Annotated in this window: 10 protein-coding genes; 8 read left to right on the forward strand and 2 right to left on the reverse strand. The window is 70.0% G+C overall.

Features of this window, described 5'->3' with window-relative positions:
• Positions 1–236: 236 nt before the first annotated feature.
• From AC07F0_RS00115 to AC07F0_RS00135, 5 genes are all read left to right on the forward strand, one after another.
• Positions 237–1,457, forward strand: a complete 1,221-nt coding sequence (locus AC07F0_RS00115; RefSeq protein ID WP_478972182.1) for an LCP family protein — start codon at positions 237–239, stop codon at positions 1,455–1,457.
• Positions 1,458–1,697: 240 nt separating this feature from the next.
• Complete coding sequence (locus AC07F0_RS00120; protein ID WP_478972185.1) at positions 1,698–3,461, forward strand: LCP family protein; 1,764 nt, start codon at positions 1,698–1,700, stop codon at positions 3,459–3,461.
• A 75-nt stretch (positions 3,462–3,536) separates the two neighbouring features.
• Positions 3,537–5,189, forward strand: coding sequence for an LCP family protein (locus AC07F0_RS00125; RefSeq protein WP_478972188.1), 1,653 nt, complete (start codon positions 3,537–3,539; stop codon positions 5,187–5,189).
• Between the two features lie 227 nt (positions 5,190–5,416).
• The gene (locus AC07F0_RS00130; RefSeq protein WP_478972191.1) at positions 5,417–7,117 is read left to right on the forward strand and encodes an LCP family protein; all 1,701 of its coding nucleotides are present in this window, start codon (positions 5,417–5,419) and stop codon (positions 7,115–7,117) included.
• An 87-nt stretch (positions 7,118–7,204) separates the two neighbouring features.
• Positions 7,205–8,806 (forward strand): LCP family protein, encoded by a 1,602-nt coding sequence (locus tag AC07F0_RS00135; protein WP_478972193.1) that lies wholly within the window; start codon positions 7,205–7,207, stop codon positions 8,804–8,806.
• 50 nt (positions 8,807–8,856) lie between these two features.
• Here the strand turns inward: AC07F0_RS00135 and AC07F0_RS00140 are convergent, their stop codons facing one another.
• Positions 8,857–9,915 carry a glycosyltransferase family 2 protein gene (locus tag AC07F0_RS00140; RefSeq protein WP_436730771.1) on the reverse strand — a complete coding sequence of 353 codons (1,059 nt, stop codon included), beginning with the start codon at positions 9,913–9,915 and terminating at the stop codon, positions 8,857–8,859.
• 127 nt (positions 9,916–10,042) lie between these two features.
• Between AC07F0_RS00140 and AC07F0_RS00145 the strand changes: the two genes are divergently transcribed.
• Positions 10,043–11,524: an LCP family protein gene (locus AC07F0_RS00145; protein ID WP_478972196.1), complete on the forward strand. Its 1,482-nt coding sequence runs from the start codon at positions 10,043–10,045 to the stop codon at positions 11,522–11,524.
• 122 nt (positions 11,525–11,646) lie between these two features.
• Positions 11,647–12,009, forward strand: a complete 363-nt coding sequence (locus tag AC07F0_RS00150; RefSeq protein ID WP_436730773.1) for a four-helix bundle copper-binding protein — start codon at positions 11,647–11,649, stop codon at positions 12,007–12,009.
• A 58-nt stretch (positions 12,010–12,067) separates the two neighbouring features.
• On the opposite strand, the gene AC07F0_RS00155 is transcribed toward AC07F0_RS00150, so the two are convergent.
• Positions 12,068–13,369, reverse strand: coding sequence for an LCP family protein (locus tag AC07F0_RS00155; RefSeq protein WP_478972199.1), 1,302 nt, complete (start codon positions 13,367–13,369; stop codon positions 12,068–12,070).
• Between the two features lie 119 nt (positions 13,370–13,488).
• Here AC07F0_RS00155 and AC07F0_RS00160 point away from each other — a divergent pair, with 119 nt between their 5' ends.
• Positions 13,489–14,046, forward strand: a complete 558-nt coding sequence (locus AC07F0_RS00160) for an acyl-CoA thioesterase (RefSeq protein ID WP_478972202.1) — start codon at positions 13,489–13,491, stop codon at positions 14,044–14,046.
• Positions 14,047–14,072 lie beyond the last annotated feature (26 nt).

Consider the following 14,072-nt stretch of genomic DNA (forward strand, 5'->3'; position numbering starts at 1 on the left):
TTGCGCAGCCCGGCGCGGCGGGGATGCCACCGCGCCCACCCGGGCCGCGCCTGGGGGCACCTCCCAGGCCCTTGAGGCACTGGGGGCACGACGGCCCGCAGCGGCGGCACGCGCCCGCAGCCAGGCCGATTGCCCCGTTCAGCCCATCCCCACCCCACCCCCGCCCCCCATCCACGCCAAAGTCGTAGGAGCAGTGCGCGCGCACTGCTCCTACGTCGTGAGGGGTGGTCTCTGCCGTGGGCGACACCGGGAGGCTCGGACCGGGGGCGGGGGCGTCCGCCAGCGGGCCGGGGCTCGTGCGGCGGCGTCGGCGGCGGTGGGTGCGGATCGGGGCGTTCGGGATCGCCGGTGTCGTCGTCGCGGCCGCCGGGGCCGGATGGGCCGTGTACGCGAAGCTCAGCGGGAACATCACGCCCGACGAGGCCGCCGCCGCGGAGCTCGCGCGGTACGAGAAGGAGCGGCCCACCTCGCTGGTCAAGGACGCGCGGAACATCCTGCTGATCGGGTCCGACTCGCGCGAGGGCGAAGACAACGCGCGCTATGGCCGCGACTCCGGGACCGAGCGGTCGGACACCGCGATCCTGCTGCACCTGTCCGCGGGCCGGGGCAGCGCCACCGCCGTCTCCCTGCCCCGGGACCTGATGGTGAACGTGCCGGGGTGCCGGCGCCCGGACGGGTCGCGCAGCGCGCCGCGGTTCACCATGTTCAACCAGGCGTTCCAGGTGGGCGGTTCTGCCTGCACCATCCGGACCGTCGAGAAGCTCACCGACATCCGCGTCGACCACCACGTCGTCGTCGACTTCCACGGCTTCAAGAAGATGGTCGACGCGGTCGACGGCGTTCAGGTGTGCCTGCGGGAGCCGATCGACGACCGGGCCGCCAAGCTGCGGCTCCCCGCGGGGCGGGTGACCCTCGACGGCGAGCAGGCGCTCGGCTACGTCCGCGCCCGCAAGACGCTCGGTGACGGCAGTGACACGGAGCGGATGGAGCGGCAGCAACGGTTCCTCGGGGCACTCGTCAACAAGGTGCGCAGCAATGACGTCCTGCTGAATCCGGCGAAGCTGTATCCCGTGCTGGACGCCGCCACGTCCTCTCTCACAACGGACCCGGATCTGGCCAGCCTTCGCGGTTTGTACGAACTCGTGCGTGGGCTGCGCGACATCCCCATGGAACGTGTGCAATTCCTGACTGTCCCACGGGAGTCGTACGCGTACGACGCCAATCGCGACCAACTCGTGGAGCCCGAGGCGGAGAGGCTGTTCGAGCGGCTGCGCACGGACACACCTGTGGTGGTGGCCGGGAATGTGCCACGTGGTTCCGCCCCGCCGAGGCCTACCGATTCGCGTGACGGGTCGTACGGGGATTCGCATCCGGGGCCGTTCACCAGGCCCGCCGTCACCGTTTCTCCTCCACCGACGTTCCGGGGAAACACGGCAGCCGAGGACACCTGTGAGTAAAGCGGGCACCAAGGCCACTCCAAGGCAATGGACTCTTCACCCGGGAAATGGGCGAAATGCCCAGGTGTAGGGACGTGGAATTTGTCACCGTCGTCGTTCGGCACTGAACTTGGCGGTTAATGTGAGCGATCCGGTGCGCCCGGCTCTGAGGACGGTCCTGAGGTCGCGCACTGTGTGACCGAGACCCGGGCGCCTTGGAGGGGGAGGCGCCGCGTGCCCCGACGGAGGAAACAGACAACCGTGGACGCGCAAGGCCGTGGGCGGGCGGACGATATCGATCCCGCAGACCAGTGGGTGCTCAATCCGAACACCGGCGAATACGAACTGCGACTGCCCCCTTCCTCACCGCAGTCGGGCGTCCCCAGTCCTCGCAGGCCACCGGCTTCCGACGGGGCCCCGCCGGTGCGCGGCCGCAGGGGGGCCGGCGGTCGTACGGGTGGCAGTCGTACGGATGGCAGTCGTACGGATGCGCCCGGCGGTGGGGCGCCGCCGCGCAGGCGCCGCGGGGTGCCGGAGGAGCCGCTGCCGGGGCGGCGCGGACGGCGGCCGGCCAAGAAGGCCGCGAAGGGCAAGAAGGTCCTGCTGTGGACCGGCGGCACGATGGCCTTCGTGCTGGTCGCGGGTGCGGGCGCCGCGTACTTCTACATCGAGCACCTGAACGGCAACATCGCGTCCGTCTCCGACGACGGTGCGAGCACCGGTGGCTTCCAGAAGGACAAGGCCATCAACATCCTGCTGATCGGCACGGACAAGCGCACCGGCAAGGGCAACGAGAGCTACGGCGACTCGGGCAGCGTCGGGCACGCCGACACCACGATCCTGCTGCACGTCTCCAAGGACCGCTCCAACGCGACCGCGCTCAGCATCCCGCGTGACCTGATCGTCGACGTCCCGGACTGCCCGACCACGCAGGAGGACGGGACGCAGAAGGTCATCCCCGGCACGCAGAAGGTCCGCTTCAACACCAGCCTCGGCCAGGACGGCCGCACCCCCAGCTGCACCATGCGGACCGTGACCGAGCTGACCGGGGTCAAGCCGGACAACTTCATGGTGGCCGACTTCAACGCGGTCAAGACGCTGACCAGCGCGGTCGGCGGGGTCGAGGTCTGTCTGGGCAAGGACATCGACGACCCGGACTCGCATCTGAAGCTGTCGAAGGGCACGCACACCATCGAGGGCGAGCAGGCGCTGGCGTTCGTGCGGACCCGGCATGCCGTCGGCTTCGGCGGCGACCTGAGCCGGATCGGGCTCCAGCAGCAGTTCCTGAGCGCGCTGATGCGCAAGCTGAAGTCCAACGACACACTCACCAGCCCCTCCAAGATGCTCGACCTGGCCGAGGCGGGCACCAAGGCCCTGACCGTCGACTCGCAGCTGGACAGCATCGGCAAGCTGAAGGACCTCGGTCTGGAGCTGGGCAAGCTCAACACCAAGAACCTGACGTTCACCACGACCCCGGTGATCGACAATCCGACGGAGAAGGTCAAGAGCACGGTCGTGCTGAACGAGTCGACGGCCCCGCAGGTCTTCGACATGATCAAGAACGACGTCTCCTTCACCGCGGTCAAGGACAAGAAGAAGAAGGAGGCGGCCGCCGTGGCCGCCCGGCTGAAGGGCAGCAAGGCCCCGGCCTCCGAGGTCCGGGTGCGGATCCTCAACGGCGGTGCCGACCCCGGCAGCGCCCAGGAAACGCTCAGCTGGCTCCAGGTCGAGGAGGGCGTGACCAAGTCGGAGAACGCCGGCAACGCGCCCGCGGAGCTGGCGAAGACGACGCTCGAGTACGCTCCCGACCAGGCCGATCAGGCCCGCCGCCTCGCCGACATCATGGGGCTGTCCGGGGCGGCGATGAAGCCGGGCGAGAGCGTGGAGAACGCCCAGGGGCTGCCGACGATGACGCTGACCCTGGGCAAGGACTTCAAGGGTGCGGGCGCTTCCCTCACCGCTCCGTCGAAGGCGCCGGAGGGTGTTCAGAAGTCCACGGCGGACAAGGTCGAGTGCGCCGAGTGACCTGACGGACCTGCCGTACGTCTCACAGGGCGTACGGCAGGCCTTGTCCGGTGACACGGGGGTGGGGAAGAGCAGATGGCACGCAGCAGCAGTGTGTACGAGGAGGGGACCGACCCGGGGGCCGTCCCGGGCGAGCCGGTCCCGGGCGGCCCCGGTGACCCGGGCAGCCCGGCCCGGCCGGGCGACGGGCACCGCCGGGGAGGCCGCAGGCCCGGCCGCGGTCACGGGCGCCGTGTCCTGCGCTGGTCGGCGGCGTCCCTCTCCGTGCTGATCCTCGCGACCGCCGGCGCCGGCTACCTCTACTACGAGCACCTCAACGGCAACATCGAGAAGGGCCGGCGCAGCAGTGGCGACTCCAAGGCGACGAAGGCCGCGCCGAACGCGGCCGGGCAGACGCCCCTGAACATCCTGCTGATCGGCTCCGACAGCCGTGCCTCCGACGAGAACGTGAAGCTGGGCGGCGCGCGCAAGGACCGCGGCAATCCGCCGCTGGCCGACGTGCAGATGCTCATCCACCTGGCCGCGGACCGCAAGAGCGCCGCCGTGGTGAGCATTCCGCGCGACACCCGGGTCGACATCCCCAAGTGCACCGACCCCGAGACCGGGCGGACGTACCCGCCGGTCAACACGATCATCAACACCTCGCTGGCCCGGGGCGGAGCGGGCTGCACGCTGGCGACCTGGGAGAACCTCACCGGGATCTACGTCGACCACTGGATGACGATCGACTTCGCGGGCGTGGTGAAGATGGCCGACGCCATCGGCGGGGTCGAGGTGTGCGTGCGGCAGAACGTGTGGGACCGCCCGCTGCCCGGCGTGCCCGGCGGTTCGGGGCTGAAGCTGACGGCCGGCCGGAAGAAGGTCCAGGGCGAGCAGGCCCTCCAGTGGCTGCGCACCCGGCACGCCTGGGGCAGCGACCCGCTGCGGGCCAGGGCGCAGCACATGTACATGAACTCGATGATCCGCACGCTCAAGGCGCAGAACGTCTTCACCGACACGGGCCGGCTGACGGACCTGGCCGAGGCGGCGACCAAGTCGCTGCACGTGTCCGAGGAGCTCGGCACGGTGAAGAAGCTGTACGACCTGGGCATGCAGCTGAAGACGGTCCCGACGGACCGCATCACCATGACGACGCTGCCCACGGTCGAGGACCCGCGGGATCGCAACCACCTGGTCCCGGCCGGTGCCGACGCCGACCGCGTGTGGGACATGATCCGCGACGACGTGCCCTTCGACGGCAAGGGCGCGAAGAAGGCGTCCGAGGAGTCCAGGACCTCCAAGGCGCCCGAGACGTCCAAGGACCCCGCCGCCGCGGACGACGCGATCGGTGTCCTGGTGCAGAACGCCACGCGTTCCACCACCCTCGGCCCGGTGACCGGCCGCGCCGGCGCCATCGCGCGGTCGCTCGTCGACAAGGGCTTCACGAAGGCCGCCGCCGACACCTCGGGCGCGCTGTCCGAGGAGCGGACCCTGGTGCGCTATCCGAGCGCCGAACTGGCGGGCGACGCGCAGCGTGTCGCCAAGTCGCTGGGCGTTCCGGCGAGTTCGGTGCGACGGTCGACGGACGTCTCCGGCGTCACGGTCGTCGTGGGTGCCGACTGGCGTACGGGTACGGCCTATCCGAAGCACCCGGCTCCGAAGGCCGGGGGCCTGCCCGGCGACGCGGACGCCCTCAACGGGTCGGACACCGGGAAGTGCATGGACGTGTACGCGCCCTATCGCTGGTAGTGACCGGAGAAGCGGCGCGCACGCCGGTCCACGACTTCTTTCCACACCCGCACAGGGAATTGGGCGGGATTGCCCAATTGTATGGACGTTGAATTTGTCATTCAGCGCACACCGACGTTCAACTGGGCGGATAGTGTGAGCGATCCAGTGCTTGTGTGATGACCAGTACCCGTGCGCCTTCCGGGGGGAGAAGGCGCCGCGTGCCCCGACGGAGGAAACAGACAACCGTGGACGCGCAACGCCGTGGCCGGGGGGACCAGATCGACCCCGCAGACCAGTGGGTACTCAATCCGAACACCGGCGAATACGAACTGCGACTGACTCCCTCCGGAACGCAGTCGCCGGTGTCCGGGGCACGCGGATCCACTCGCCCGGCGAGGGCGGGCGGCACGCGCGCCGACGTTCCGTCCCAGCGCCGGCGGCGCGGTGCGCCCGAGGAGCCGCCGCGCGGACGGCGCGGTGGCCGCCGGCCGGTGCAGCGCAAGCCCAAGAAGGCGAAGAAGGTGCTGGTGTGGACCGGCGGCACGATGGCGTTCGTGCTGGTCGCGGTCGGCGCGGCCGGCTACTTCTACCTCCAGCACCTGGAGGGAAACGTCACGACGACCGACGTCGGCAGTGCGGGCGCCAGCAACTTCAGCAAGGACGAGGCCTTCAGCATCCTCATCATCGGCACGGACAAGCGCACCGGTGAGGGCAACGAGGGCTACGGCGACAAGGGCAGCTCCGGGCACGCCGACACCACGATCCTGCTGCACGTCGCCGAGGACCGCTCCAACGCGACCGCGCTCAGCATCCCCCGGGACCTGATCGTGAACATCCCCGACTGCCCGACGAAGCTGGAGGACGGCTCGGAGAAGGTCGTCCCGGGTCAGCGGGGCGTCCGCTTCAACCGGAGCCTCGGGGAGGGCGGCCGGGACCCGGGCTGCACGATGCGCACGGTCAAGGAGAACACCGGCATCCAGGTCGACCACTTCATGATGGCCGACTTCAACGCGGTGAAGACGCTGACGACGGCGGTGGACGGGGTCGACGTCTGCGTGGAGAAGCCGGTCAACGACAAGGAGTCCAAACTCGTCCTGCCCGCGGGCGAGTCGAAGGTCGAGGGCGAGCAGGCCCTCGCGTTCGTCCGTACCCGCAAGAGCTTCGGCAACAGCGGCGACCTGGACCGCATCAAGGTGCAGCAGCAGTTCCTGGGCTCGCTCATGCGCAAGATGTCCTCCGGTGACACCCTCACCAGCCCCTCGAAGCTGCTGAAGCTGGCCGAGGCCGCGACCAAGGCGCTGACCGTGGACCAGGCCATCGGCAAGGTCGGCACGCTCAAGGACATCGCCCTGGAGCTGAAGAAGGTGCCGACGAAGAACATCGCCTTCACGACCGTCCCGGTGAAGGACAACCCGGCGGAGACGGTGAAGGCGACGGTCGTCCTCGACGAGTCGAAGGCTCCCCAGGTGTTCGAAATGATCAAGAACGACGTCTCGTTCACCGAGGTCAAGGAGCAGAAGAAGAAGGAGAAGGACGCCCAGGCAGCGCGGCTGAAGGGCACCAAGGCACCGGCCTCCGAGGTCCGGGTCCGGGTCCTCAACGGCAGTGCCGTCTCCGGTGCCGCGCAGAAGACCCTCCAGTACCTCCAGGTCGAGGAGGGCGTGACCAAGTCGGAGAACGGCGGGAACGCGCCCGCCGAGCTGGCGAAGACCACGCTGGAGTACGCCCCCGACCAGGCCGACCAGGCCCGCCGCCTCGCCGACATCATGGGGCTGTCCGGGTCGGCGCTGAAGCCCGGCGAGAGCGTGACCAACGCCCAGGGCCTGCCCGCCATGACCCTGACGCTCGGCAAGGACTTCAAGGGCGCCGGCGTGAAGATCAACGCCCCGGTCGAGAAGGCGGACGTGGAGAAGTCCACCGCCGACAAGGTGAAGTGCGCGAGTTGACCCGCTGAGGGCAACTGACCGGCCCGTCGTGCGTCTAACAGGGGGCAGGACGGGCCTGTTGCATGCTCGGGGCGGAAGGACCGGGAAGTGACGCAGAGCGGTGTGCGGGAGAACAAGACGCGACAGGGCGTCCGCCAGGTACCGGGCCCGGGTGAGACCACGTCGGCGACGGGCGACACCCCCGGCGGTCAGAGCGGCGAGGGCCGGCCTCGGCGTACCCGGCGGCTGCTGCGGTGGTCCGCGGCCGTGCTCGCCCTCCTCATACTCGGGACGGCCGGGGCCGGATACCTCTACTACCGGCACCTCAACGGCAACATCAAGAAGGACGCGCTGAACCTCGGCGACCACAAGGTCGCCGCCCCGACGCCGAACGCCGCCGGGCAGACCCCGCTGAACATCCTGCTCATCGGCTCGGACGCGCGAGACAGCAAGGAGAACCAGAAACTCGGCGGCGCCCGTGAGACGTTCGGCGCCGCGCCGCTGGCGGACGTGCAGATGCTGCTGCACCTGTCCGCCGACCGCAGCAACATGTCGGTCATCAGCATGCCCCGCGACACGCTCGTGAAGATCCCGAAGTGCACCGACCCGGACGACGGGAAGGTGTACCCGGGAACCCAGGGGCGGACGATGACCAACCAGAGCCTCGGGAACGGCGGCCCCGGCTGCACGGTGGCCACCTGGCAGGAGCTCACCGGCATCCACATCGACCACTTCATCATGGTCGACTTCGCCGGTGTGGTGTCCATGGCCGACGCCGTCGGCGGCGTCCCGGTGTGCGTCGACGCCAACATCCACTCCCGCACCTCCGACGGCAAGGGCTCGGGCCTGAAGCTGGAGAAGGGCACCTCGTACATCCAGGGCGAGCAGGCACTCCAGTGGCTGCGCACCCGCTACGGCTTCGAGGACGGCAGCGACCTCGCCCGCGCCAAGGCGCAGCACATGTACATGAACGCGATGGTCCGCCAGCTGCGCGAGAACGCCACCCTCAGCAGCCCGAACAAGCTCCGCCGACTGGCCGAGGAGGCCACCCGGGCCCTGACCGTCGACCCCGGCCTCGACACCGTCAAGAAGCTCTACGACCTCAGCGACGAGCTGCGCAAGGTCGAGCCGGCGCGCATCACCATGACCACGATGCCCAACCGGTACGTCGGCGCCCGCGTGGAGCCCACCGAGGACGCCGAGCAGCTGTTCCGCCTGGTGCGGGAGGACATCGCGCTGGACGGCAAGGACAAGGACGGCAAGCAGGCGACGGAGAAGGCCTCCGCCGACCCGGCCGCGGCGGACGACGAGATCCCGGTCCAGGTCCGCAACGGCACCCGGAACGACACGCTGGCCGCGGCACGCGGACGCGCGAGCACGGTGGCCGGGCTGCTCACCGAGCAGGGCTTCACCCAGGCCGTCGCCGACACCACCGGCTCGTGGAGCGAGGAGCGGACCGTCGTCCGCTACCCGAGCACCGACCTGGAGGGCGACGCCCAGCGGATCGCCAAAGCCCTCGGCATTCCGCTGAGTTCGGTCAAACGGTCGACCGACGTCTCCGGCGTCACGCTCGTCGTGGGCGCCGACTGGCGGGAGGGCGCGGAGTACGAGGCGCCGAAGCGGAACAACAAGACCCCGAAGTCGGCCGACGCGCTCAACGGCGCGGACGACAAGGCCTGTATGCACGTGAACCCGAACTTCACCTGGTGACGAAAACGGGCCCCTCCCGTGGGGGAAGGGCCCGCACGCGTCGGTGTGCGTCAGGCGGCGGTCGCGTCCGCGTCCGCCCGGACCGCCGGGCGCCGGGAGGCGATGACCTTCTTCGCCAGCGACCGCGGGCTGGTCAGAAAGCCCCAGCCCCACGACATGTGCATCGTGGCCAGCGCCACGGGGATCTGCAGCCGCGCCTTCAGCGGCAGCCCCTTGCCCGCCGGGACCGAGCCGAGCAGGATCGCCGCGAGATAGCCGCCGGGCACGACGAAGCCCCACGGCGTCAGCAGCGCGCCCACCAGGGTGCCGGCCGCGATCGCGCACACGGCGGTCGGCGGGGCGAGGTAGCGCAGGTTGATCGAGCCCTCGTGGTACCGGGCGACGACATGCCGCCAGCGGCCGTAGTCCTTGTACTGCTTGGCGAGCGCCTTCACGCTCGGCCGCGGCCGGTAGGAGACCTTCAGCTCGGGCGAGAACCAGATGAGGCCCCCGGCCTCCCTGATACGGAAGTTCAGCTCCCAGTCCTGGGCGCGGATGAACTCCACGTTGTAGCCGCCCTGCTGCTCCAGCGCCTCGCGCCGGAAGACACCGAGATAGACGGTCTCGGCCGGGCCCGCCTGTCCGCCCGTGTGGAAGGAGGCGTTGCCGACCCCTATCTTCGAGGTCATCGCGGCGGCGACGGCGTGCTCCCAGTCGTTCTCGCCCTCGGCGTGCATGATGCCGCCGACGTTCTGCGCGCCGGTCTCCTCCAGGAGCCGTACGGCGGTGGCGATGTAGTTGGGCGAGAGCATGCCGTGCCCGTCGACGCGGACGACGATCGGGTGGCGGGAGGCGTTGATCGCCGCGTTCAGGGCGGCCGGCGTACGGCCGGTCGGGTTCGGCACGGTGTGCACGCGCTTGCTCTTGAGAGACGCAGTTTCGGCCACGAGCTCGGCGGCGATCTCGTCCGTGCGGTCCGTGGACGGACCGAGGGCGATCACGACCTCCATCTCGCCGCCGTACTCCTGCGCGAGGATCGCTTGGACTGCTCCCCGCAGATGCCGTTCCTCGTTGAGGACGGGCATGATCACGGAAACGGCGGGGAGCCGCGCGTCGGGATTGGCGTTCATAGGGGCCTCACGTTACCGCGAACGGGGGACACCGGTGCGCGCCGCAGGGGCGAGACCGCGGGCCGCAGATCGTATCGGCCTACGGTTTTACGGATCCCACACACGGCCGTCGTCCGGAGGTGTCCCCTTGCCCACGCCGCCGCGGTCCCCTCGGTCCACCGCCGCCCCGCAGCGCCGCCCGCAGCCTGCCCCCGGGCACCCGCGCAGGCCCGCGCCGCCCGCACGGCGCCTGAGGCCGCGCTGGGGCATGCGCATGGTCACCACCCTGTCCGTGGTGGTCCTCGCGTCCGCCGGTATCGGGCACGCGGTGATGACCAGCCTGGACGCGGACATCACCCGGGTCGACCCCTTCAAGGACATGAAGAACCGGCCGCGGGCGGGCCACGGCATGAACGTACTGCTGGTCGGCACCGACGGCCGCGAGAAGATCAGCAAGGAGGAGCGGCGGAAGTACCGGCTGGGCGGGGCGCCCTGCCACTGCACCGACACGATCATGATCGTGCACATCTCGGAGGACCGGGAGCGGGCGAGTGTGGTGAGCCTGCCGCGCGACTCCTACGCCCTGATGCCCGCGCACGTCGACCGAACGACGGGCAAACGGCACGGCGGGCACCCGGTCAGGCTGAACGCGGCGTACGCCGAGGGCGGGCCGCAGCTGACCGTGCGGACGGTCGAGAGCATGACGAAGGTGAAGATCGACCACTATCTGGAGGTCGACTTCACCAGCTTCATGAGGACGGTGGACGTGGTCGGGGGCGTACAGATCTGCACCGCGGACCCCCTGAAGGACAGCTACACCGGCCTGAACCTCCCGCCCGGGCGGCACACGCTGGCGGGCGGGCAGGCGCTCCAGTACGTACGCGCCCGGCACATCGACGGGGCGTCGGACCTCGGCCGGATGAAACGGCAGCAGCGCTTCATGGCGGCGCTCGTGGAACGGATCACCTCCTCGGGGATCCTCCTCAACCCGATGAAGTTCCGGGACGTGACACGGGCCGTGCTCGGCTCGGTGCGGGCCGACAAGGGCTTCGGCACGGACCAGATGCTGGACCTGGGCCGGGCCATGCGGAACTTCTCCCCTTCCTCCTCCGAGTTCACGACCGTCCCGATCGGGCGGATGGGATACGCCGTGAAGGGCGTCGGCTCCACGCTCAAGTGGGACCCCGTGAAGGCGGAGCGGCTCTTCCACGCCCTGCGCGAGGACCAGCCGCTGTCCGTGCACCGGGCGCGCGGCGCGGCCCGCATCGTCTCGGTCGCCCCGCAGCAGATCCGCGTCCAGGTGGAGAACGGCACGCGCACGCCCGGGCTGGGCCGCCGGGTGGACGCGGCCCTGGCCTCGACGGGCTTCCGGACGACCCGGGCCCCCGTGAACGCCGCCGTCCGTGACGTCAGGCGCACGATCGTCGCCTACGACCCCCGCTGGGACCGCTCGGCCAAGTCCCTCGCCACGGCCCTGCCGGGCAGCGAACTCCGCCCGGTCAAGGGCCTGGGCGCGACCCTGAAGGTCATCGCGGGCACGGATTTCGAACGCGTACACAAGGTGCGGGCCGAGGACCCGGGGCGGAGCGAGTTCGGGGTGGTACGGGGGGATGAGGTGGCGTGCTCGTAGGGGCCGCGACGCACGCATGGCGGATTACTTCCTTCCGCCCCGTGGCGGCCGGGCCCGGGCAGGCGTAGGACGGAAGGGCACGAGGGCCGCCCCCGGCCCTCACACCCCGCCCGGGAGGAATCATGACCCAGCAAGCCGCCATGCCCCCGCTGAGCAAGGAGATGCAGGACTGCGTCCAGGCGTGCATGACCTGCCACAGCGTGTGCGAGGAGACCATGAGCTCCTGCCTGCAGATGGGCGGCCAGGCCCAGATGCAGATCATGCGCGCGGTCATGGACTGCGCCGAGATGACGCGCCTGTGCGCCGACATGATGATGCGGCGCTCACCGCTGTCGGCCGAGATGTGCGCGATGTGCGCCCGGGCATGTGACATGTGCGCCGAGGCGTGTATGTCCATGCCGGACGACGCCCAGATGATGCGCTGCGCCGAGGCGTGTCGCCGCTGTGCCGAGATGTGCCGCACGATGTCGGCCGCCACGATGTGAGCACCGCCTCACAGCAGTCGGGGGCACCCACGGGGGTGCCCCCGACGCATGCCGGTGCTCAGTTGCCCGAGACGGTGACCGTCTCGTCGTTCTTCAGCTGGTTGACGAGCGTCTTCACCTTCGCGGTGTCCCACTGGAGGTTGCCGTTCGCGGAGTTGCCCGCGATCGGCATGTTCATCGACTTGCCCTCGCCGCCGCTGACGCCCTTCATCGCCCAGAACATGGATGCCAGGTCGAACAGACCCATGTCCTTGTCGACCACGAGGGAGTCCAGGCCCGCGCCCATGGTCGGGTACAGCCTGAACGGGTTGAGGATCGTGCTCGGGGTGGCGACCTGGTTGGCCAGGGCCGACAGGAACTTCTGCTGGTTCTTCGTACGGTCCAGGTCGGAGCCGGCGAGCGCGTAGCGGGTGCGGACGAAGGCGAGGGCCTGCTCGCCGTTGAGGGTCTGCTTGCCCTTCTTGAGGTCCGCGCCCGACTTGGTGTCCTTGATGTCCTGCGGGATGTCCATCTCGACGCCGCCGACCGCGTCCACGATGTTCGCGAAGCCGCCGAAGCCGATCTCCACGTAGTGGTCGATGTGCAGGCCCGTGTTGGCCTCGACGGTACGGACGAGCAGCTCCGGTCCGTCCTCCGCGTACGCCGCGTTCAGCTTCGTCTGGCGGCCGGTGGCCGGGTAGAGCTTGCCGGAGTCGGAGCCCTTGTACGACGGGATCGTGACGTTCGAGTCACGCGGCAGCGAGATCAGCGTCGGGCCGTTGCCGCCGGTGTGCAGGATCATCATCGAGTCGGTGCGCTTGCCCTCGGCGGACCCGGTGTGCAGCTTCTTCTTCTCCTCGGCCGACATGCCCGCGCGGCTGTCGGAGCCGACGATCAGGTAGTTCGTGCCCTCGCCCGCCTCCGGCCGGTCGATGACCTTCGACAGGTCGACGTCGCGGTTGAGCTTGGAGTCGGCCCAGAAGTAGGTGCCGACGCTCGTCACGACCAGCACCGTCACGAGCGTGATGGTCGTCACCTTGATACGGCGGCGCCAGTTCGGCGCGGGGCGCGGCTCGTACATGCCGTCGCCCGGACCGCCGGGGCCTCTGCCGCCGGGTGAGCCGTAGACCTGGCCGGTGTTGTAGCCGCTGTCGTAGCCGTCGCCGGGGCCGTAGCCGCCGCCGTCGACGTACGACGGCTGCTGCGGCACGCCGCCGCGGTACGGCGGGGCGCCGCCGTAGCCGGCCTGCCCGGGCGATGCCGCCGGACCGCGGCGGACCTGCCGCATGACACGGGCGCTCTCGGGCTGTGCGCTCGAGCTGCCGCGTCCGTAGCGGTTGCCGCGGTTGTCACCGGAGAATCCCTCGGGCCAATCATTCATGCGCCCCAGTGTGCAGGTCCCGGTAGTACGCCATACAAGAGTCGTCGGAAAATCAGAGCACGGCTGTGGCGAAGCTGACACAAAACCCCCTCATACCGCCTCGGCATAAGGTAGGGGCCATGACAGACCAGGCCTCAGCTGCGGATTCCGGCACTGCGGATATCCCGGGCAAGCCGACTTCGGCCTCCCGCACCACCCTCAGCCACATCATGACCCACAACGACACGAACCTTCTGGGGACGGTGCACGGCGGGGTGATCATGAAGCTGGTGGACGACGCGGCGGGTGCCGTGGCCGGGCGGCACTCCGGCGGGCCGGCGGTGACGGCGTCCATGGACGAGATGGCGTTTCTGGAGCCGGTCCGCGTCGGTGACCTGGTGCACGTCAAGGCGCAGGTCAACTGGACCGGCCGCACGTCCATGGAGGTCGGAGTCCGCGTCCTGGCCGAGCGCTGGAACGAGTCGGCCCCGCCCACGCAGGTCGGCTCCGCCTACCTCGTCTTCGCGGCCGTCGACGCCGACGGCAAGCCCCGTCGGGTCCCCCCGGTCCTCCCGGAGACCGAGCGCGACAAGCGCCGCTACCAGGAGGCCCAGATCCGCCGCACCCACCGCCTGGCCCGCCGCCGGGCGATCATGGAACTGCGCGAGAAGCGGACGGCGGAGGGGTTCGAGGACTGAGCGGGCCTCCGGCCGGGAGGCGGGAG

The sequence above is a fragment of the Streptomyces sp. NPDC045955 genome (assembly GCF_056430805.1).